Raw genomic sequence first — 19,569 nt, 5'->3', positions numbered from 1 at the left:
GTCCTTCTTGTTCACAAAAGTCCGCCCTGCTCGTTGCCGTAGCCAAGCTGGCCATGACAAGGAATTTCCTGGCGCCACAGATTGACGAGCATTTCCAACTCCTTGGCGGCATCGAACGCTGGATCTTCGCTGGGTTTGACCATGTCGAGCACCTCGAAAACAAAGTTGCTCTCACCATGCTCGACCCAATCCTGCGCGAGCTTTGCATTGCGATGCTGTCCATACCGCAATTCAAAATGATGCCGGTTGAGTGCGCCCTGTGCGTTCGTACTTCCGGCTACCAACGCTCGGCCCGTGGTCTGGTTACGGATCGCGTAGACACCGGATCTAGTCTTCGTCTCCAGATACTGTCGTTTCAGCATTTGTTTGTTTGTCATCAGTAATCCTTTTTGCTCCAAACGAATCGCGGCGCAAGCGATGTCGCTTCGCTCGGCGGCAGCGGATATCCGTCTTCATCGCGGTGGGATGGCGCTTGCGATGGGAGGCTGAATAATACCCGGGCTAAATTCAAGCCCGAATATTACCCGGACAAAACACTTGCGTCAATAACACCCGGGTAAAACTAGATCTAATCGGCTTGGTATCGACCTGTTTTCCAGGGGCAAGACCACCTACGACGCCTGGGACGGGCCGCATGTTGCCTTGCGTGAGGCCGACCACATCGTCGCGTCCTGACCGATCTGTTGGGCCAACACAGCGACCAAGCGCTGCTGCGCTTGGACAAGCGCGGGATAGCCAGCGGCGGCGGGTTCTTCAAAACGTCCATGGCAAACCAGCTTTGCCTCGCCAGGCTCGCGTGCATCTCCCAAGCTCCAACCCGCCTCAAGCAGCACCCGCTTTCCCGGCCACGCGTCGAACCGGCGAACTTGCAATTTCACCCTGATCACCTGCCCATCGCTGGGCCAGGACAGCCCTGCCACGTTCTGAATGCCTAGGCGATCGAGCAACTGGGCGGACAACGCGTTGCGTATCTCTTCGTCCAATGGCCCCAGCCACCGCTCGTCGTCCAGGACGGCGAGCATGCCGCTGTCGTCTTGCCTCACGACCAGTTGGGGCTGATTCAGATACTCCGGCAACGTCACGGGCAGCACTTCGACCACGAAGCGCACAGGAGCCCGCGGAGGCTGGACATCGCCCGGAGGATTGAGCAACGTGTAGTGGCGTACCGGCGCAGAAGCGCTGCAAGCTGCCAGCCCTAGGGTCAAAAGGAGCAGGCTGATACGAATAGGTCGGGTCATCATCGTTGGGGAGTCTCTATCGTGCTGGCAGGCGGCGCTTTGGAAGCCTCGAATGTGGCGTTCTTGGGGCGGCCTCGCACCACTGCCTCGGGGTATCGGCTCAAAAGGTCGGTCAATGTGCGTACTGAGCGCGCGGCGCGCTCGATTTCCTGAAGTGCTTGGCCCAGGCCCTGTCGCAACGTCGCATCTTCAGCGAGCATCCCGTGCGCAGCGCCAATGGTTTGTTGCGCCTGGCGTAGCGTTTGCGTGGCCTGTGGCAGAACGAGGTTATTCACCTGCACCAGCGCCTTATTCAGGTTTGCAAAGGACGCGTCAAGATTTCGGGCAATGCTGTCCAAGGGCATCTTTTCAATCTTGCCCACGATGCTGGCGACCCGCTCTTGCAATTGATCGAAGCTGCCACTGACTGTGGGCAGCAATAGCGGGCGGCGTTGCGGATCAAAGGCGACCTTTGGGGTATTCGGTATGAAGTCCAGAGCGATGTAAAGCTGGCCCGTCAGCAAGTTTCCAGTCCTTGCCTGCGCCCTCAAACCGTGCGCCACCATCTCTTGCAGCATGTGGATCAGCCGGTCTTCTTCTGTGCCGTCGAGCGCCGGCATTTTCTCCAGGATTTCACCCAGCCGCTGCGGATAAATCACAATGCCGACCTTGGATTGAAAGCGACGCCTGACGGGATCGTAATCCGGCTTGACGGAGATGACCTTGCCCAGGTCCATGCCATCGAACTGCACGGGCGCGCCAATGGTCAGACCCCGCAAGGATTGCTCAAAGACCAGATAGGCGATCTGCGACGGCCCATCAGGCGGGGCCAGCGCAGCCTGCTGATCCTTGGCCAATTCGTACGCCGTATCTTCCGCCGCTGGCTCGCCGGACGCGCCCGGGGAAGTTCCGAAGGACACGCCTCCAGCCAGAATGGTGGCAATCGACTGCGTCTGTAGCTTGAACCCGTCTGCACCGAGCGAAACGTCCACCCCGCTGGCGTTCCAGAAGCGTGTTTCTGTGGTGACAAAGCGGTCGTAGGGCGCGTTGACGAAGAGGCGCAGGGCGACAGCTTTTCCATCCTCGCCCAACTGGTATGACGCAACACGGCCGACTTGAATGCGGCGATAGTACACAGGTGATCCGACGTCCAACGAGCCGAGGTCTTCGGTATGCAGAACGAAAGACCGTCCGGGTGTATCGCCTATGACGGTGGGAGGACTTTCCAGGCCGGTGAATTCCTTGCCGGGTTCCGTCGATTGCCCACGATCGACGCCGATGTAGGCCCCTGACAGCAGCGTATCTACCCCGGAAACGCCATCGATGCCGATGCGCGGCCGCACCACCCAAAACCGCGAGCCCTGACGCGCCAGGCTCGCCGCATCCTTATCCAGCGCCACCGTTGCGACCACACGGGAGCCGTCTTCGCTCAGACCGATCGCCATCACCGTGCCTACGTTTACGTCCTTGTACTTCACCAGGGTCTTGCCTTCTTCCAGGCCGGCGGCGGTACGAAACGTAATACTGATCACGGGGCCTTCAGTCATCCAGGTTTGCACCAGCATTGAAAGGCCGATCAACGCTGCGATGATGGGCACCAGCCAGACGAGCGAGATTCGCCATTTTCTGCGTGGTATTACTGTCGGAGCGTCAAGTCCATGGAGCCCCTTGGAAACATCATTCATTCATCACCACCATTGATTTCACCATCCCAAATATGTCTGGGGTCGAACGACATCGCTGCGAGCATGGTGAAGATCACGACCATGCCAAAGAAAAGTATCCCGACGCGCGGCGATATATCGGTAAGGCCACGGAATTGCACCAAGGCTGCCACCACCGCCACTACCAGCACATCCAGCATCGACCAGTACCCGACAAACTCCACCATGCGGTACAACTTGGCGCGCTCTCGCGTCGCCCATCGGCTACGCCGTTGGGAGGTCGCGAGCAACAAACCAAGAATCAGGAATTTCGCGCAAGGTACCGCTACGCTTGCGATGAAAATCACGAGTGCGATGCCATAGGAGCCAGATGTCCAGAACTCCACCGCTCCTTCCATGATCGTGCTGCTGCTGCCCCTGCCCAGCAAGCTGGTGTGCATGACAGGCAGCACGTTGGCGGGGATGTAGCAGATGACGGCTGCCAGAAGCAGCGCCCACGCGCGGGCGATGCCGTTCGGGCGCCGCTGATGGAGCGCCGAGCCACAGCGGGGACACTGATGAGTTTGCCCGGGCGCGTCGAGGTCTTCGCAGACGAGGCCACAGGTGTGGCAGCCAACGACCGACAAATCGCTTGCGAATGGCAGCCTGTTCACGCCGCCCTTCCGCTTGGCAATTCCGAATCGTCTTTCGTTTGCTCCCATAGCGAAGAGAGGTCCCGGTGGGCAATGACGGTCAACAGAACCATCAGCGCAGCAGTCGCCCAGACGCCGGCGCCAAGAGTGACTTCCACAAGGCTGATCAGTTTGATGATCGCCACCAGGATGCCGAAGATGCCGACCTCAATCATGCTCCAAGGCCGCAACAGCGCAAGCAATCGCAGGGAACGAGCAAAGCCTGGTGCGCGCCGGCCAACCCGCGCATACAGCAACACCCATGCAAGCAAAGCGATCTGCGCAAGCGGTACCAAGATAATCACTAGCGCAGCTACGATCGCTATGGGCGCGACGCTTCCTTGGGCAAGCGCCCATGCGAATTCCCACAACGTTGCCTCTCGGTGCGTTCCATTCAGGCTGATGCGTACGACTGGACAGATGTTCGCGATCAGAAACACGACCGCTGTTGTCAGGGTCAACGCCAACCACCGGTCCACCCCCATAGGATTGGCGAGTTGGAGTACTGCCTCACATCGACTACAGCGTGCGACCTCGCCTGCCGCCAACGCACAACGCCGGTACACGCTGTCGCAATGCTCACAGGCCACCAAGTGTGGGTAAACGTTCATATGTTTGGCTAAATAGCCGTCCTGTTGCATGGCGAAGGCCGCCCGTAGACATCGACCAAGGCGAGTGATTGAGCTGCCCTCTAACGCAGCCCTGCGAGGCTACAGAAAATGCAACGCCCGGGCTTGCCATTCGATGCCAAAGTGCTTCGCGAGCGTCTAGATATGCGCGGCGCGCTGCGCCGCGTCTCATCGCGCAGGTCTACGAAATCACTTGCAGCGTGGAAGCCAGATATCCGGCGTTAGGACTAAGGCCTGATAGAGGAAATCTTGGAGCCTTCAAGACCCATGCCCGCCATCAAACCCTGGGCGCCGAAGGGCACCGCAAAAACTTGCTGGGACAAAGTGGTGGTAGACAGGCTGGAAGCAACAGATTTGTCCCAGGCTACCAAGCTGGGGCCACTGCCCAACGCCCAGCCATCGCTCTTCTCAAGATAATTCAGCGACTTCTGGTTCATGAAGAACAGCGCATATCCAAATGTCTGGGCGCCAGCTTGCAGGCCCAGAGACATGGCGGAGATTTCGTAATAGCCGATAGCGTCCTTGCCCTTGAACAACGCGCCTTGTCCGTGCTCACCGCCAACAACGAAACCCGCCTTGTATATTTTTGGGAAAACCAGCACGGCTACCGCTTTATCGCCCAGCTCTTTCGTGCTGGGTTCGACAGCGTAAAGATGTTGTAGCGCCGCGGCGGATTCGCTTTGGATCGCTGATGCGGAATCGGCCAAAGCGACGCTCGCGGGGCCGGCTGCGCAGGCAAACACCAACACGGCCGAACGCAGGCATTGAGCCAGTTGCTTGCCGACAGGTTTCATATCTTTGTGACATTCCATGAACTTGTAATACCTTGGTTTGGTTATACGTACCAATGCGCGGGTGCACCTGCCTTGCCGCGCCGTACTGTACCCGCGCGCAGCACGGCAAGCTTGCCATTTGGTGTCAAAAAAGACGTGGCCCCAATCGTCACAGGAATTCTGAACACAAGAATTCTGAAACGTCGCTGGGCCTTCCAAAAAGAAAGCCTTGAAAGGCCGAACAACCCACCGTTTTCAGAAACTTCAATTGTTCCGCCGTTTCGACGCCTTCGGCGACCACGTCCAAACCAAGCGCGTGCGCCAACATGACTATGGCTACGACGATGCCCTGATCCTTCTTGTTCTCAGTCACGTTTTCAATGAATGTCCTATCTATTTTTATTCGAGAGACCGATAGATCTCTCAAATAGCACATGGACGAAAATCCGGTACCGAAATCGTCTATGGCTATGCCAACGCCCGCCTCACGGATTCGCCGAAATCCATCCTGCTGCCGGCTCGACGTCGAATTCAGAAACACGTTTTCCGTGACTTCAAGTATCAGCCGACCTGGTGCAATCCCATACCGTTGCACGGCATGCACCACGTAATCAACAAAATGGGCGGTATTGAACTGATGCGCGCTGACATTGACACTCAGCGTCCATTCGGCAGCCATCGGAATCCTTGACCATTGCTGTAGTTGCTGACAGCCTTCGTCCAGCGCCCAATCACCCATATAGAGGATGGCTCCACTCTGCTCCGCAAGCGGTATGAATTGCGCGGGTGGAATCTGGCCGTACTCAGCCGAATCCCAGCGCATCAACGCCTCCATGCCAATGATCTTCTCCGACATGTCAACAATAGGCTGGTATTGAAGGAACAACTCCCCGCGCGTCGCGGCGTTGGCCAATTCGCCTTGCAGCGAACGGTATGTCTTCACTGTAGCGTGCTGCCCCATGGTTTTTTTTCTCCCCCCTGGTCGAGGCCAGCTTAGGAGAATGCTTCAACGGCGTCTTGCCATCAGATGCCAAATGCAAAGCGGTCCAGGCGCCCCCTGCACAGGGAGGCGACTTGTTGCGCCAGAACGGACTCCCCGTGAACTGCGCACGTGAGTGCACAAAAGCGCCGGGTTCGGCGTTTCGTTGGTGCAACTGGGCCGATCCAGCGCGTCCAATGCCTCGGGGCACGACTGGCCTTATTGCGTCCTGCAAGATCGCTGAAATGTCTCATCATTTGCATCGATTCGTCTCGCCAGGAGAGTTTTAAGCGGGTTCGCGAAAGCCGCGGTGTAAATTCCGCCAAGCATTCACGTCAAGCGGGCCGTACAAGTTTCTGTGTCTAAAGCCAATTCCCATCCCACGCCATCCATCAAGCTTCGCAGTTTTTTGCAGATGGCACCCTACTTGGCAAGTCGGGGTGTGTCCGCCCTAGAGTTCTTCCAACGCCTGGGCATCTCGCCGAACATATTCCAAACCCCCGATATTTGGCTTCCACGCCCCATGTGCTTTCGCATTTCAAACGAAATGGCGGACGTAGCGCAGGACCCTTTCGCCGGCGCCCACGTGGGCCAGTTGACGGAGTTGCGCTCCCTTGGCATCTGGGGCGACCTGGTCATGGATTCGGTCAACATCGTGCAAGCTTGCGCCAGGGCCGCCACGCACGCGGAATTGCTGCACCAGGGCGGAAGAGTCGACATCGTCACGGAAGGCCGAAGCACCAGACTGATTCATCGCTTCACCGGGCGGCTCGACGAAGACCCCACGCAGTTCATTCTGGGCAGCCTGGCCGTGCTTCGAAAAATTCCGCTGATGGCAGGCGGCGCTTCGGCCATACGGGTACACCTGAATTCGCCCCGGACCCGGGGCGACGACGCACTTGAAGGCAGCCTGGGTCCGAACATCGTGACGGGCGCTGAATACAACATGATCGAGTTCGACCGTGATCTACTCGACAGCCCCCTGCGCGCAATGAAAGATGACGCCAGAAAAATCACCACAGCGCTGCAATCCACGATAGACACAGCGGGCCTGCTCATTGAGCGCATATCCGATCAAGACAAGGCAAAGCTCGTGTCAATTTCCAGAGAGATCGGGATGTCGGCGCGCACCCTGCAGCGACGCCTTAAACGCAGTGGCGTCGATTTCGATACCCTGCACGACGAGACGCGCCGAAGCGAGGCGCTTCGGCTGATTGAACAGCGCAAATACTCCGCCACTGAAATCGCCTACATGGTCGGCTACAGCGACCCCGCGCATTTCACGCGCGCATTCAAGCGCTGGACTGGGCAGGCTCCCTCGCGTTTTCGCGCTGCGCTACGCGATGGGGCTTGACCCGCTACGTTGTCGCGGTGGAGATCAATACCGTCATCCATGAACCAAGTCGCGTCGCGCGGCCCCAGGTGCGGCCGGCCTCCGTCGGCGATTGCGCAGTCCAGCCAAGTCTCCTGGGCTGGTGGGTATAAGCCTTCATATCGGGCGGCATGTGGGACTACGTAGGGTCTTGCATACGGCGTTACGCCAGTAGCCCCGCCGTGGCTCGGCCCGCAATCATGTCTTCGAACAGGGCCGCGAGGCTCGAAGCGACATCGCGTGTGTCCTCGAATTCCGGCTCGATACCGTGCACGATCCGGCCCGAGTCGCGTTCTATCGCCAGGAATTCGTATTCGCCTGCAACGCTCATGTAGATCGGCGTGTGCTGCTGCCAGAAGTCCAGGACCGCCTGCCGCCCTGCGTCGTCCAGCGCGGCCTCCAGGCTGATATCTCGCAGGGTGTACCAGGGAAAGGCACAGTCCGCCGTGCCGTCATGGTCAGCCGCGCTCAGGAACCAGCGAGTCTGGTTCGCGTTGTGCAATTCGGTGAATGCCGCCAGGAAAGCGCCGTAGCCGTGGGCGTTGCCAGGGGTGGCCGCTGGCGAGTCGGGCGTGGTCCGCAGCACCGTCCAGCCGTGGGCGGCAAGATGATCCAGGAAGCGTTGTGGCTGCGATGTCATGTCGGTTTCCTCGGAAGAGATATGAAGCGCTATCGGGCACGCGATCGCGGCGTACGGTTGGGATTCATTAAACACGGGTTTTCTTCCGATAAAAGCTCAGTTAGTTTGATTTCCTTAGTTCCATCCTGGGCTGGTCAAGAGGTAAATGACTAACGATATCGCGCTAGTTCCGCCTAACGCATTTTGGTCGCTGATGCACGGTATGTAGCGGAGGCGGTCATTTTGGAATGGCTGTTTTCGGCCATGAGCCGACGTTCGTGAGTTATTGGTTTCAAAATGCCTGAAAATTGAGCGACTCGTATATATAGAAAAAGCTATGAATAGAAGCCAATACCTAGTTGATGATGTGGATGTGGCGAGCTTTCGTGATTGGATTGCGCAGCGCCTGCAGGGACGACCGGTGCAGTTCACGGTCGGAGCGCACCACTATGCCAGTTTGCCTGCGGCGAAAGCCGCCTACGCATGGCCGTTGAAGGCCAAGATTGGCCTGCCGAACCCGCACAGCAGCTATCCGTACATCCATCCAGTCGTGCCGCCGCTTGCTGCCCGCGCGAACCTGGAGATCAACACGGTGGTTCTGAGCTCGCTGCAAGACGCCCTACGCACCGCGTTCAGGGGCCAAAACACCCTTAGGTTGGCCGGGGCAGTCGCGGCAATCTTCCACTGGGGAGGGGTCTATACGACTACGCCACATGGCGGAAACAAGCCCTGGTTAGCGCGGCACCACGCGCACCTACATGCGCTCTTGAACCAAGTTGTCATGGATTATGCGAGCGGCGACGACGTAAGCACGGTAACTGGACTGCGGTTCAATGCAGGGATGACCAAGGTGTACGCCCTTCTGCTAGACGAATTCATCATCTACGACAGCCGAGTGGCAGCATCGCTGACATGGCTCGCGCTTTACTGGTGGACAAACATCAAAAATTCGCCCTCAATCAAGTTGCCGGCCCTTCTCCGGTTTGGAACCTTACCGCCAAATGGTGCCGCTCGGGGTCACCGGAATGCAGCACCTGGGATTTTTCAAAGCATCGCTCGGGCTGAGGATCACTACACGTGGAACGTGCGGGCGAATTGGTTGTTGTCGGATGCATTGTGCCTCGCTGGCAATAAGAGCCAATTCGCGTCGCTTCGCGAGATCGAGGCTGCGCTCTTTCAGATGGGCGACCGAGTCTGCTAGAGATGCGGCAATTGGAGGCGATCAACCCACCGACTGTTGGGGGTAGAGGGTTTAGGTTGGTGGTTCTGACTAGTGACCGCTTCTGGGCTAGCTACCCCCATGATCCGTCCATACGCACTGGGTCGAAGCGGCCCGTCGTCCACGACTGCTCGCGTCCCAAAGTGGACCAAAGGCTATACGGGGCAAGACCCGGGTCAGGCAGCACAAGCCCAAGGCATTGATCTACACGTGTTCAAACCTTACACGCCCATTCTCGACAGGCAATCCGAACCATGAAAATTCTTGCAGCAGCGTTGCTAAGCCTCTCGTTCCTGGTGGTGGCTCCCTGCGTCGCGGAGACTGACGCGGATCAAGCGGAGCTCCTGGGGACGCTGACTGGCGGAAGTTGGCATTCCCGCGACGGGCAGGGCTCCTACCGGGTGATCTTGGAGAATGTGGGCTTCGAGCATGTGAGCTGCCATGTCTGGATCGAGTGGCTGGCCACTACGACACCCGGAAAAAAGCAGCCCGCGCAACCGCCGCGCCTCGTCGCCAGGGCGTCGTACAACGAAATCTCCAGCGGCTTCTGGTCTTGCAATCCGAAGAAAGTCGGGTTGGCCGGTGCCACGCTGACCATCCACGCCAAGCACACCTATTCCGGCGAAAACCACAAGTTCTGCGCCGTGCTGGGCGCACCGGGTGAGTACCGCGATCAGGGCTTATGTTGAGCCTGCTTCCATATCGCGCGGGTTAGTGCCTGCGGAACACCACGAACATTCCGACCCATCTGGCTATCTCGGCCCAGGAAAGGTCAGGAACTCGGCAATTACCGGGTCTTCGTGCTCTGCTTCAACACGGCCCGCGACAACGGTGCTCTTACGCAGGTCAAACGCTCTAAGGCGTCCTGCGGACATTGGCGAACGGCAGCTATAGGCAAGGCACAAGGGCCACTTTGGGTCGAAAGTGGCCGCTCAGCCCCAGGCTTTTGAATTCAGGTAGCCGGAATCGCGAGACCTCTGGGAACGATGCCTGCATCCTGCATATATAAAAAAAGCCCAATACTTGCGCTGAGGGGCTTGTGTTTGTAGGCTTTCAAAGTGGATCAGAGATCTTTCTAAACTCATCATCGGTCATCACCCACCCACTTCCTTTGCTACACGAAACTCGCTTGAATCGGTAGACCTTTTGATAGCTCCATCCCGCACCTAGCGCACAGACGTCACCTGGCGCAAGTGAGAAGATAACCGGCGCCACATCATCATTGTCCGCGTACACGTCTATGAAGGCGACAACCTCCCACCGCCCCTGCGGTCGGTCCGAGCACCCGCATAACGCAATAATCATTGCTACAACACTCAGGAGATGCTTCATTTCGTCGTTGGGTAGAAATTGCGCCTGACCACGCGAGAGGACCGTGACACGATTAACAAGACTTCTTTCGGGCTCACCGCTGTTCTTCTCGAGGCGTCCCACTGAAATCTTGGGTCATGGGCCAGCACTCCAACCATCTCGAGAACATCGGCGACGTTTGTCGAGCAGCTGTTGCCGAGCAAATCGTAAGGCGCGTTCAGCGCCACCCTACGTCGGAGTTCCGCTCGTATAGTGGCTACGTCAGCCGGCGACACTTTGAGCACGAGACCTACCGTGTCGCGAAAGCTGTTCGAAAATAGGTACGCCGCTCGGGGTTTGGTGTCATACCCCCCGTGAGCCCTTGAGTAAACAGTCCCCCCAACATCGATAGCCACATGCCCCCATTGAGAACCCTGACTCACTAACCTGCCATCACTTACCAGCACTTCAACGGTGGTTCCTGAACCGACATACCCCATCCCCCCTATATCAGCCGTTCCACCGGCCCGATGGGGCGACCCCGAGTCTGCTCTGAAAATCTTGAATCGTCTGGACAACGTCGGAAGAAACCAGGCCGGTTTCGGGAATTTCCCGCCCATACCTGTACCGACGCCTGTACGCATTCAATGCCCTCTGCACCACGCGCACATCGGCGGCCCGATTCAACCCGCCTTGCCCTACTGACGCCTGTATTCGAATCATGGCTGCGCCTCCAACAACAAGGTCACTGCCAATCGCGATTTCCTGGGCAAAACGCTGATGCTTGATTCCTCGTCCATCCAATTACCCCATCTCTTGATAGAGCAACGAATGTCATGAAAAGCACCGCCGGTGTCGATCAGCGCAGTCCGATAGCCGGCGTTATACCTGCCCCAACCCGTCCGCTGAAATGCAAAACGCTCCGGCTTTTGGCCGGAGCGTTCATCAAATCGTACCCGCTACGAGCCCGGGTATCCGCACAATTCAAGGGGTGGCAAAGCGCTGCGATGTCGCCTTTCGGTCAGGAGCGAACATTGCACAGTTCAAGATTTGATTTACAAAGACATTTGTTCAATCCGGGCGATGACTCAAAAGTTGAGCTTTTGCTTCGTCAATCAATTGATCTGGGTCTTGGGGAAATCTCAAACGATCGAACGCTTCTAGTGATTACCTTCTTTGAAAGTCTTTAAGAGCATTCGGTGCCTATCTACCAGTTTGCCAAGCTTCGAAGAAAAATCGGCAATTCGTAATGTGCATTCAATCAATACCACTCGCCCCCCCGGCGTTGTAGCAATGATATCTGGAGAGTTCGTCTCGAGTTGAACGGCAGCTACTAGCGTTGGTTCGGCCATTGTGCCATGTGACCGGAGGTGAAGACGCTCTAAGTACCGGTTACATCGCGCAGCCGTACGCCGGAGAAATTGGCCGCACTCAATGCGTCAAACATCGCGCGGTCGCAGATAGGAGGAGCTGCCATGCGCTCCTGGCGGAAGACATGGACATCTCCCACAACATCCTGTTTGAACACCAAGCTGGCCCCGCCGACGAGGCTATAAAGCTTCTCGTCCTCGCCGGTCTGATAATTGTGGTCGAGCTTGATCCTCAAGCGAGAGGAGGCTTCATCCAGGGCATCGAGTCTGCGCAGCACATTGCCTAGGTAGTAATGAGGACCGGGGCTCCCGTCAGCAAGGCTGAAGTCGCATGCCACAAATGCAAATGCCTCGGCGTCCATCCGCTCAAACAGCTGCTTCAAAGGCTCCGACACAATCCATATGCCGGCAAACTCTTCCAGATCGCGTGGCATTCCGCCCTTCTCCGGTACATGAACCAAATGGGGACGCTCCGGATACTGATTTGGCATTCCGTTAGGACGCGAGACGACATTCATCCCCGGATGGATCAGCTTCTCTTCGTTGGAGATTTCTATGCCGGGAACCCTGCCGTTGCCCAGGAAGCTGGCGTCGATCAGGAAAAATTCGCCCTTATGAGATGCGGCTTCGCCTGAAACCTCAACGGCGGTGGGTTCGGTCATGGTGGCTTCTATCATGAATGTGGGCGCAGAATGGGAATGCAGGTGAGCTGATGCTAACGGGGCTTTAGCGCAGCCACAAGTTCCGTCGAAATGGTGCCTGTAATACTTGATTAACTTGGCCGCTCCCGGCCAGTAGCGGTCTTCCGCATTTAGGTCATTTAGTATTACTCGAAGGCGCTCGGCGTATATCCAGATCCACAGGTGGCAGGAATCGGAGCGACCTAAGGAGTGATTCACTTGCAGACCCTAGTCTGGCGTCCGAGCCTGTCATGACATGAATAAAAAAGGAACACGATTATGTGCCCGACTGATTTCGAGTTGTTTTCCGAGGTCGATGAAGACGGATTCGTTGCTTTGGTGTGCCCTGACGCATACGCTGGATACGTAGGCGAAGACTGGACGCTGGAGCAAGTTATCGAGCGGTTTCTGGCGCAGATGAATGCGCAGGTCTTGTTCGTTGCCCATCTGGGCCCGGATTTTGCAAACGGGCGCCTGAGAATTTCCAATCGGCCGACGCCGCTAGCCACCCAGCGAGAAGCCTCCGGTTTACTGCGAGTTGAAGATGACGGGTTGTGGTTGACGGATTACACGCAGTTGACGATGGCCGCACAGTTTGATAATGAACGTGCAATCGCCCGCTATCACACCCAGCTCCCCATTCCTGGGGGAGCATACCGAGTGACATTACGGCAGTTTTTGTCATCCCCGACGGTTGAGTTGGTCATACAAGAAGCCGAGGGACACGAGCATCCGTTTTCATTCGAAGCTGTCCCATGGCTGTGATGAAATCTGTGTAGGGGCATGGCGGCTTAGGGTCGGAAGCAGTCGTTGGAAAAAGTTGCTTTCCGCCCAAGGCACCATGTGCCCCCCATCGACCCCAGCTACGCTCCGCAAGCCCCCCAAACCATCCCCCCCATTTGCACCCCGCCCCGCCCAGCAGTACCATACGTTCCGTATACAAACCATATATGGAACGCTATCCCCATGGGCCTCGTCAAAATCTCCGAGCAGATGCACGAAAATCTGCGCGTCGCGGGCAGCGCGTTGAGCCGCTCGATCAATTCCCAAGCTGAACACTGGATGCGCATCGGCATGTTGTCCGAGCTCTATCCCGAACTGCGCCACGCCGATATCTGCCAGTTGCTGATCCGCATCGAGCAAGGAGAAGGCTTCGCCATTGCGGCCCTGTCTCAGGGCTTACCTGACGCTTCCCAGCAGGAGGCCGCGTAAATGGCAAAGAAGGTTTCCATCAAGTCCGCCGCCGATATCGAAATGGCCCGCAAGGCTGGCGCCATGGCTGCGGAAGTGCTGCACATGATTGGCGAACACGTCCGCCCGGGTGTCACTACCGATGAGCTGGACCGCATCTGCAACGAGTACATCGTGAATGTGCTGAAGGCGATTCCGGCTAACGTGGGGTATCACGGGTTTCCGAAGACGATCTGCGCGTCGGTCAACCATGTGATCTGTCACGGCATTCCTTCGGCCAAGGTGCTGAAGAACGGCGACATCCTGAACATCGACGTGGCCGTCATTAAAGACGGCTGGTTTGGCGATACCAGCCGCATGTATTACGTGGGTCAGCCCAGCCAACTGGCCCGCCGCTTGGTCAACACCACGTACGAAGCCACCCGCGCCGGCATCATGGCGGTCAAGCCCGGCGCGACGCTGGGCGACATCGGCTACGCCATTCAGACGGTGGCGCACCGCGAGCATTTCAGCATCGTGCGTGAGTATTGCGGTCATGGCATCGGCCAGATCTATCACGACGATCCGCAAGTGCTGCATTACGGACGCCCCGGCGAAGGCATGGTCCTGCAACCCGGCATGATGTTCACCATTGAACCCATGATCAATGCAGGCAAGCCCGCGACCAAGCAGTTGCCAGACGGCTGGACCGTGGTCAGCAAAGACCGCTCGCTGTCGGCCCAATGGGAACACATGGTGGTCGTGACCGAAACGGGCTACGAAGTGTTGACGCCCTGGCCCGACGGCTACGGCGACTATCCCTCCATCCCCTGATCCCGCTGTCCTTGCCAAAGGCAAGGAACGGAGTGCGGACCGGCAAGGGCACGATCATGATCGTGCCCTTATTGTTTCTCGCGTCTCACTTTCATGCCTGCCCTGCCCTCCGCTTTTCGCCGTCTGGCCGCATCCAATCTGGCGGCGCAGTTTTCTGAACAAATGGCGTTGGCGGCTGCCCCTTTGGTCGCGGTGCTGGCGCTGGGCGCTACCGCCGCGCAGACCGGATATCTGCAAACCGCGCAGACATTGCCTTTCTTGCTGCTGTCGTTGCCGGCCGGCGTGTTGGCGGACCGCATGTCGCGCCGCATGTTGATGTGCAGCGCCGAATTCGTGCGCGCGGCCAGCTTGTTGGGCCTGCTGGCGCTGTTATGGATGGGCGGGCTGAACCTGGGATGGCTGGCCGCGTTGGGATTTTTGGGTGCGGTTGGCACGGTGGCCTATAACGTCGCCGCGCCCGCACTGGTGCCTAGACTGGTACCGGCGGCTGAACTGGCCAATGCCAATCGGTGGCTGGAACTGGCACGCAGTTGCGCGTTTTCCGCAGGGCCTGCTGCGGGCGGCGCGCTGGTCGGCTGGATGGGCGCGCCCACGGCCTATGTGCTGGCCACGACCTTGTCGCTCCTGGCCGTGGTGCTGCTCGCGGGCCTGCCGCAAGACGTGCCCAAGCCCGCGCAGCGCCGCCACTTGCTGACTGAATTACGCGAGGGCGCGGCGTTTGTCGCCACGCACCCCTTGCTGCGGCCGGTGCTGGTGACCGCCGTGTTCTTCAACACCGCATGGTTTGTGCTGCAAGCCATCTATGTGGCTTACGCGGTTGAACGGCTGGGGCTGTCCGCCACTGGCGTAGGCATCACCTTGGGCATTTACGGCGGCGGCATGCTGGCAGGCGCGGCGCTGGCGCCCTGGCTGTCGCGCAGGCTATCGTTTGGCGCCATGATCGCCGCGGGGCCGCTGACGGCGCTGGCCGCAAGCGTCATCCTCTTATCGACCTTGCTCTTTCCGTCGGGCATTTGGACGGCGGCGGGCTTTTTCCTGTTCGGCGCGGGTCCCATTCTGTGGACCATCACCACCACCACATTGCGCCAGGCCGTCACACCCAATGCGCTGCTGGGCAGGGTGTCTGCCGTGATCCTGACAGCCACTTTTGGCGCCCGGCCCATCGGCGCCTTGATCGGCGCCACCCTGGCGGCCAGAGTGGGCGTCGAGGCCTGCCTGTGGGTATCCACGGCTGGCTTTCTGGTGCAGTTTCTGGTGCTGTTCACATCCCCGGTGCTGCGGCTGCGCCGCCAGCCAGAGCCGCTGGGGGCATAAGCGGCGCGCCCGCCGCATCGAGCGCGCGGGTATCTGTTCTGTATTCGCCGCCGGCGATCTGTATCTGGCCGCCCCACGCGCGCCCCGCTAGACTCGCCCTGTGCTGACTCACGCACACATCCTATTTGGGCAACTGCAAGATGCTGAAAATTCTGGGCAAAGCGTCATCCATCAATGTGCGCAAGGTGCTTTGGACCTGCGCCGAACTGAATTTGCCTTTCGAACGCGAGGACTGGGGCGTGGGGTTTCAGCCCACCAGCGATCCGGCGTTTCTGGCGTTGAATCCCAATGCCATGGTGCCCGTCATCCGGGATGGCGATTTTGTGCTGTGGGAGTCCAATAGCATCATCCGATACCTGGTCTCGCAATACGGGGGCCAGGCGCTGTATCCGGCGGACCCGAAGCAACGGGCGCGCGTGGACCAATGGATGGATTGGCAGGCGACGGATCTGAACCGGTCCTGGAGTTACGCGTTCATGGCGCTCGCGCGGCAGTCAGCCTTGCATCGCGACGCCGCCAGCATAGCTGCGTCGTGCCAGAGCTGGACGCATTTCATGCGCATTTTGGAACAGCGCCTGGAGCAGACCGGCGCCTACGTGGCGGGCGGCGCGTTCACGCTGGCCGATATTCCCATTGGCTTATCGGTCAACCGGTGGTTCTGCACGCCCTTCGACCGGCCTGCCTTGCCCTGCGTTGCGGCCTACTACGACCGGCTGGCCTCGCACGAGGGTTACCGGCTGTACGGCCGCAACGGCACGGCTTGATTGGCGCTTGCGGCTACTTCACCACGCCGCAAACCAGACGCCCGCCTCCGCCGCCCAGCGGCGCAGGCGTATCGCTGTAGTTGTCGCCGCCCACGTGAATCATCACGGCATGCTTTTTGACGTCGGCCAGCTTCAGATGGGGCGCCACAACCGCTTTCTTCGCGGTGCCGTCGGCTGCGACCACAATGAATGGCAGGTCGCCTTGATGACCGTCGGTCGCCATGGGGCCCTTGTGCGCCTTGGTTCCCTTAGGATCTAGATGGCCGCCCGCAGCACCGCCAGGCGCCATTTGCCCATTCACCTGGCCGGGTTCGCACGATGGCTTTTCGTGCACATGAAAGCCGTGTTCGCCGGGCGGCAGACCCTTCAGGTTGGGGGTGATCTGCAATCCGCCCTTGGTGTCTTTCAAGCTCAAGGTGCCAGCGCTTTTGCCGACGCCATCGGCGTTCAGGAACGACATCGTGACGTTTTCGGCCATGACTGCGCTCGAAGCGCCTGCCAGCGCCAGAGCCGTGACCAGCATCGAAATTTTCTTCATGAAGTGCCTCCTGGAATCATGCACGCGAGGTGCGGGCGCGCCCGGCACGGGCATCGACTGCCCTGCTCTGCCGATAGCGAAAATGACAATAGCACCGGGGCCGGGCTATCCGCCAGCAATCTTCATTCCTGATACAAGCGATCAGGCTTGTTAACGATTCACCAAGAGCACCACCGCGTGCAGCAGAACGCCGATCAGCCCGCCCACCAGGGTGCCGTTAAAGCGGATGTATTGCAGATCCCGGCCAACGCTGAGTTCCAGCTCATCAACCAGATGGCGCTCGTCCCAGTTCTTGACGGTGCGGGAGATATGTTCGGTCACGCCGATGCGCAGCCGACCGGTCAAGCGGCGGGCGCTGCCGATGACGTGATTGTTGATGGCGTCGCGCAGGCCCGGGTCTTCACCCAGTTTTCGGCCCAGGGCCAGCAAGGCGCTTTCCAGATGGCGGGACAGCGCCGAACCTTCGTCCGACAAATCGCGCCGCAGCGCCGCATGAATATCGTCCCACAGGCCCTGCACGTACTCTTGCACCTTGGGATGGTCGATGGCGCGCTGTTTCAGGTCTTCCACCTGCGCCGACAGCGCCGGGTCCGTCTGCAAGCGCTGTATGTAATCCAGCACCCAGGCTTCGTAATCCCGCCTGACCGGATGATCGGGTTCGGACAGCACATCACGCACTTCCTGCACCAGCGCGAGCGCCAGCCGGTCGGCCAGATTGTCCGCAATGCCATCCACTGACTTGATCACGTCCACGGCGGCGATGATGCGCGGCCATTCCTTCTTGGCAAATTTCACCAGCAGCGCCGATGCACGTTGCTTGACATCGTCTTCGCCCAGATAACCGCCCAGGCGCTCCATGGCGGCGTCCAGCAGCTCTTGATGGCGTCCGTCCCGGGTCAGCAAGCCCAATACTTCGCCCACCGTACCCGCCGCGTCCCAGCGCCGCAGGTTCTTCACCACGAATTCCTGAATTACCCCTCGCACCGCCTGATCGTCCAGCAGGTCCAGCGTCTGCAAGGCGACCCTGCGCGCGCCTTCGCTCAAGGCATGCGCCTGCTTGGGCCGGATCAGCCAACGCGACAGGCGAGCGGCAGGATCAAAGACGCGCAGCTTTTCCATCAAGGTGTCCGGGTCCAGAAAATGATCGCGGACAAAGACGGCCAGGTTGTCGCCGATGCGATCCTTGTTGCTGGGAATGATGGCGGTGTGCGGAATAGGCAGGCCCATGGGCCGGCGAAACAAGGCCACGACTGCAAACCAATCCGCCAAGGCGCCTACCGTGGCCGCCTCGCAAAAGGCGCGTACCCACGCCCACACGCCTTGCCCGCCCATGACGTGACTCGTGATGAAACCGCTGACCATGGCCACCAGCAAGGCCAGCGCGGCAATCTTCATGCGCCGCAACTGGGTGCGGCGCACATCGGGCGCCTGGGCGGCATGCGTGGCAACGCGGCGTGCTGAAGAGGCGGCGGTTCGGGGCGTATCGGGCATGAAGAATCCGGCAAGGCGATGCGCCAGCATAACAACTGGCGGCAGGGATCGGAACGTGCGCCTACGCGCGAGTATCCGCCAATGTCGCGCGCAGCCACGCCACGACCGCATCGGCCGCGGCTGAACTTCCGCGCCCGGCTGCGGGCAATGCCCGCAAGCCGCCGTCGAACGCCACAAAACCGAACGGCGCCACCAGCGTGCCTTCCTGCAATTCGCGAGTAATCAGGCGGCGCTCAACCAGCGCCACCCCCAGTCCTGACAAGGCGGCTTCAATGCAAAGATGCGTGTGCGGAAACGCTAATTGTCCGCCCAGCGCCACCGGTTCACGCGTGATGGCCTCCCATTGGTTCCACGCGCTGGACGTGTATTCATGAGCAATGCGCACCCGCTGCGCCGCGGCCCGCTTGGCGTAATCCGGCGTGCAGACGGCGCCAAAATTCACAGGCGCCAGCATCAGCGCACGCCGGCGGTCTGACTCGGGATAGCCGGACAAGTCCCACGCGAGCAGCAAATCCGCGCCTTCGTTGCGCATTTCCCTGGCCGACGTCATTGACAGGCGGATGCGGATATTGGGGTGCTCGCGGTAGAACACCGCCAGCTGCGGGACCAGCCATCGCATGGCGAACGTGGCGCTGCAAGCCACATGCAAACCGGGTCCCTGGGCCTCGCGAGCCAGGCGTTCATAGGCGCTTTCCAGCTGATCGAACGACTCGCGCACAGACGCATAAAAGGCCGCGCCCGCCTGAGTCATCTGCAAGCCGGTGCCGTCCTTGTCGAACAACGCGACCCCGGCGTGCTCTTGCAACAGTTTCAGGTGACGGCTGATCGCCCCATGGCTGCGGCACAGTTCTTCGGCCGCGCGAGTGACCGAGCCCGTGCGGGCAATCGCTTCAAAAGCGCGTACGGCGGCAAGCGGGGGCAACTGGCGCACAGAAACTCCTTTTGTCAGAAAACCTGACGATTAACCAGAAAAAC

General features: G+C 59.3%; 22 protein-coding genes. 9 read left to right on the top strand and 13 right to left on the bottom strand.

Translation table 11 applies throughout. The annotated features are described in order from the left end of the window. Positions 1 to 11 precede the first annotated feature (11 nt). From RAS12_RS04835 to RAS12_RS04805, 7 genes are all read right to left on the bottom strand, one after another. Positions 12 to 377 (bottom strand): GIY-YIG nuclease family protein, encoded by a 366-nt coding sequence (locus RAS12_RS04835; protein WP_306945662.1) that lies wholly within the window; start codon positions 375 to 377, stop codon positions 12 to 14. A 234-nt stretch (positions 378 to 611) separates the two neighbouring features. Beyond that, entirely contained in the window at positions 612 to 1,241 is a 630-nt protein-coding gene (locus tag RAS12_RS04830) for a PqiC family protein (RefSeq protein WP_306945659.1), read from the bottom strand. Beyond that, a complete protein-coding gene (locus tag RAS12_RS04825; RefSeq protein WP_306945657.1) occupies positions 1,238 to 2,764 on the bottom strand; it encodes a PqiB family protein in 1,527 nt (508 codons plus the stop codon). Before RAS12_RS04825 ends, RAS12_RS04830 begins: the two co-directional genes overlap by 4 nt. Positions 2,765 to 2,898: 134 nt before the next feature. Then, positions 2,899 to 3,534, bottom strand: coding sequence for a paraquat-inducible protein A (locus tag RAS12_RS04820; RefSeq protein ID WP_306945655.1), 636 nt, complete (start codon positions 3,532 to 3,534; stop codon positions 2,899 to 2,901). Then, complete coding sequence (locus RAS12_RS04815) at positions 3,531 to 4,019, bottom strand: paraquat-inducible protein A (protein ID WP_306945653.1); 489 nt, start codon at positions 4,017 to 4,019, stop codon at positions 3,531 to 3,533. Before RAS12_RS04815 ends, RAS12_RS04820 begins: the two co-directional genes overlap by 4 nt. 389 nt (positions 4,020 to 4,408) lie before the next feature. Continuing rightward, a complete protein-coding gene (locus RAS12_RS04810; RefSeq protein WP_306945651.1) occupies positions 4,409 to 4,975 on the bottom strand; it encodes a lipid-binding SYLF domain-containing protein in 567 nt (188 codons plus the stop codon). Positions 4,976 to 5,123: 148 nt separating this feature from the next. Next, a complete protein-coding gene (locus tag RAS12_RS04805) occupies positions 5,124 to 5,915 on the bottom strand; it encodes a putative bifunctional diguanylate cyclase/phosphodiesterase (protein ID WP_306945649.1) in 792 nt (263 codons plus the stop codon). Positions 5,916 to 6,348: 433 nt separating this feature from the next. Here RAS12_RS04805 and RAS12_RS04800 point away from each other — a divergent pair, with 433 nt between their 5' ends. Continuing rightward, on the top strand, positions 6,349 to 7,287 hold the full coding sequence (locus RAS12_RS04800) for an AraC family transcriptional regulator (protein ID WP_306945647.1): 939 nt from the start codon (positions 6,349 to 6,351) through the stop codon (positions 7,285 to 7,287). 181 nt (positions 7,288 to 7,468) lie between these two features. On the opposite strand, the gene RAS12_RS04795 is transcribed toward RAS12_RS04800, so the two are convergent. After that, on the bottom strand, positions 7,469 to 7,945 hold the full coding sequence (locus RAS12_RS04795) for a hypothetical protein (protein ID WP_306945645.1): 477 nt from the start codon (positions 7,943 to 7,945) through the stop codon (positions 7,469 to 7,471). Between the two features lie 316 nt (positions 7,946 to 8,261). Here RAS12_RS04795 and RAS12_RS04790 point away from each other — a divergent pair, with 316 nt between their 5' ends. Both RAS12_RS04790 and RAS12_RS04785 read left to right on the top strand, forming a co-directional pair. Beyond that, positions 8,262 to 9,125, top strand: coding sequence for a hypothetical protein (locus RAS12_RS04790; protein WP_306945644.1), 864 nt, complete (start codon positions 8,262 to 8,264; stop codon positions 9,123 to 9,125). A 272-nt stretch (positions 9,126 to 9,397) separates the two neighbouring features. Beyond that, a complete protein-coding gene (locus RAS12_RS04785; RefSeq protein WP_306945642.1) occupies positions 9,398 to 9,832 on the top strand; it encodes a hypothetical protein in 435 nt (144 codons plus the stop codon). Positions 9,833 to 10,943: 1,111 nt separating this feature from the next. On the opposite strand, the gene RAS12_RS31010 is transcribed toward RAS12_RS04785, so the two are convergent. Beyond that, positions 10,944 to 11,156 carry a peptidoglycan-binding protein gene (locus RAS12_RS31010; RefSeq protein WP_371321290.1) on the bottom strand — a complete coding sequence of 71 codons (213 nt, stop codon included), beginning with the start codon at positions 11,154 to 11,156 and terminating at the stop codon, positions 10,944 to 10,946. Between the two features lie 113 nt (positions 11,157 to 11,269). On the opposite strand from RAS12_RS31010, the gene RAS12_RS04780 reads away from it, so the two are divergent. Then, positions 11,270 to 11,623, top strand: a complete 354-nt coding sequence (locus RAS12_RS04780) for a hypothetical protein (protein WP_306945639.1) — start codon at positions 11,270 to 11,272, stop codon at positions 11,621 to 11,623. A gap of 191 nt (positions 11,624 to 11,814) precedes the next feature. Here the strand turns inward: RAS12_RS04780 and RAS12_RS04775 are convergent, their stop codons facing one another. Beyond that, a complete protein-coding gene (locus tag RAS12_RS04775; RefSeq protein WP_306945638.1) occupies positions 11,815 to 12,465 on the bottom strand; it encodes an imm11 family protein in 651 nt (216 codons plus the stop codon). Positions 12,466 to 12,762: 297 nt separating this feature from the next. On the opposite strand from RAS12_RS04775, the gene RAS12_RS04770 reads away from it, so the two are divergent. The 5 genes from RAS12_RS04770 to RAS12_RS04750 all read left to right on the top strand — a co-directional run bounded on the left by RAS12_RS04770 (position 12,763) and on the right by RAS12_RS04750 (position 16,565). Then, positions 12,763 to 13,248: a hypothetical protein gene (locus tag RAS12_RS04770; RefSeq protein ID WP_306945636.1), complete on the top strand. Its 486-nt coding sequence runs from the start codon at positions 12,763 to 12,765 to the stop codon at positions 13,246 to 13,248. 201 nt (positions 13,249 to 13,449) lie between these two features. Continuing rightward, positions 13,450 to 13,695, top strand: a complete 246-nt coding sequence (locus tag RAS12_RS04765; RefSeq protein ID WP_306945634.1) for a ParD-like family protein — start codon at positions 13,450 to 13,452, stop codon at positions 13,693 to 13,695. After that, positions 13,696 to 14,487, top strand: coding sequence for a type I methionyl aminopeptidase (gene map, locus RAS12_RS04760; protein ID WP_306945632.1), 792 nt, complete (start codon positions 13,696 to 13,698; stop codon positions 14,485 to 14,487). A gap of 93 nt (positions 14,488 to 14,580) precedes the next feature. After that, complete coding sequence (locus RAS12_RS04755; protein ID WP_306945630.1) at positions 14,581 to 15,801, top strand: MFS transporter; 1,221 nt, start codon at positions 14,581 to 14,583, stop codon at positions 15,799 to 15,801. Positions 15,802 to 15,941: 140 nt separating this feature from the next. Then, positions 15,942 to 16,565, top strand: a complete 624-nt coding sequence (locus RAS12_RS04750; protein WP_306945628.1) for a glutathione S-transferase family protein — start codon at positions 15,942 to 15,944, stop codon at positions 16,563 to 16,565. 13 nt (positions 16,566 to 16,578) lie between these two features. On the opposite strand, the gene sodC is transcribed toward RAS12_RS04750, so the two are convergent. The 3 genes from sodC to RAS12_RS04735 form a co-directional block, all read right to left on the bottom strand. Then, entirely contained in the window at positions 16,579 to 17,103 is a 525-nt protein-coding gene (sodC, locus tag RAS12_RS04745; protein ID WP_306945626.1) for a superoxide dismutase [Cu-Zn] SodC, read from the bottom strand. A gap of 150 nt (positions 17,104 to 17,253) precedes the next feature. Next, positions 17,254 to 18,498, bottom strand: coding sequence for a DUF445 domain-containing protein (locus RAS12_RS04740; protein WP_306951304.1), 1,245 nt, complete (start codon positions 18,496 to 18,498; stop codon positions 17,254 to 17,256). 157 nt (positions 18,499 to 18,655) lie between these two features. Further along, complete coding sequence (locus tag RAS12_RS04735) at positions 18,656 to 19,525, bottom strand: LysR substrate-binding domain-containing protein (RefSeq protein WP_306945624.1); 870 nt, start codon at positions 19,523 to 19,525, stop codon at positions 18,656 to 18,658. Between the last annotated feature and the right edge of the window lie 44 nt (positions 19,526 to 19,569).

The sequence above is a fragment of the Achromobacter seleniivolatilans genome (assembly GCF_030864005.1).
Lineage (GTDB): Bacteria > Pseudomonadota > Gammaproteobacteria > Burkholderiales > Burkholderiaceae_B > Achromobacter > Achromobacter seleniivolatilans.
The sequence above is the reverse complement of the archived record's forward strand: the minus strand, read 5'-3'. Positions and strand labels throughout refer to the sequence as shown.

Coding starts and splice junctions, on each gene's coding strand:
- RAS12_RS04835 (WP_306945662.1), bottom strand. CDS start 377: ATGACAAACAAACAAATGCTGAAACGACAGTATCTGGAGACGAAGACT.
- RAS12_RS04830 (WP_306945659.1), bottom strand. CDS start 1,241: ATGATGACCCGACCTATTCGTATCAGCCTGCTCCTTTTGACCCTAGGG.
- RAS12_RS04825 (WP_306945657.1), bottom strand. CDS start 2,764: ATGACTGAAGGCCCCGTGATCAGTATTACGTTTCGTACCGCCGCCGGC.
- RAS12_RS04810 (WP_306945651.1), bottom strand. CDS start 4,975: ATGAAACCTGTCGGCAAGCAACTGGCTCAATGCCTGCGTTCGGCCGTG.
- RAS12_RS04805 (WP_306945649.1), bottom strand. CDS start 5,915: ATGGGGCAGCACGCTACAGTGAAGACATACCGTTCGCTGCAAGGCGAA.
- RAS12_RS04800 (WP_306945647.1), top strand. CDS start 6,349: ATGGCACCCTACTTGGCAAGTCGGGGTGTGTCCGCCCTAGAGTTCTTC.
- RAS12_RS04795 (WP_306945645.1), bottom strand. CDS start 7,945: ATGACATCGCAGCCACAACGCTTCCTGGATCATCTTGCCGCCCACGGC.
- RAS12_RS04790 (WP_306945644.1), top strand. CDS start 8,262: ATGAATAGAAGCCAATACCTAGTTGATGATGTGGATGTGGCGAGCTTT.
- RAS12_RS04785 (WP_306945642.1), top strand. CDS start 9,398: ATGAAAATTCTTGCAGCAGCGTTGCTAAGCCTCTCGTTCCTGGTGGTG.
- RAS12_RS31010 (WP_371321290.1), bottom strand. CDS start 11,156: ATGATTCGAATACAGGCGTCAGTAGGGCAAGGCGGGTTGAATCGGGCC.
- RAS12_RS04780 (WP_306945639.1), top strand. CDS start 11,270: ATGAAAAGCACCGCCGGTGTCGATCAGCGCAGTCCGATAGCCGGCGTT.
- RAS12_RS04775 (WP_306945638.1), bottom strand. CDS start 12,465: ATGACCGAACCCACCGCCGTTGAGGTTTCAGGCGAAGCCGCATCTCAT.
- RAS12_RS04770 (WP_306945636.1), top strand. CDS start 12,763: ATGTGCCCGACTGATTTCGAGTTGTTTTCCGAGGTCGATGAAGACGGA.
- RAS12_RS04765 (WP_306945634.1), top strand. CDS start 13,450: ATGGGCCTCGTCAAAATCTCCGAGCAGATGCACGAAAATCTGCGCGTC.
- map (WP_306945632.1), top strand. CDS start 13,696: ATGGCAAAGAAGGTTTCCATCAAGTCCGCCGCCGATATCGAAATGGCC.
- RAS12_RS04755 (WP_306945630.1), top strand. CDS start 14,581: ATGCCTGCCCTGCCCTCCGCTTTTCGCCGTCTGGCCGCATCCAATCTG.
- RAS12_RS04750 (WP_306945628.1), top strand. CDS start 15,942: ATGCTGAAAATTCTGGGCAAAGCGTCATCCATCAATGTGCGCAAGGTG.
- sodC (WP_306945626.1), bottom strand. CDS start 17,103: ATGAAGAAAATTTCGATGCTGGTCACGGCTCTGGCGCTGGCAGGCGCT.
- RAS12_RS04740 (WP_306951304.1), bottom strand. CDS start 18,498: ATGAAGATTGCCGCGCTGGCCTTGCTGGTGGCCATGGTCAGCGGTTTC.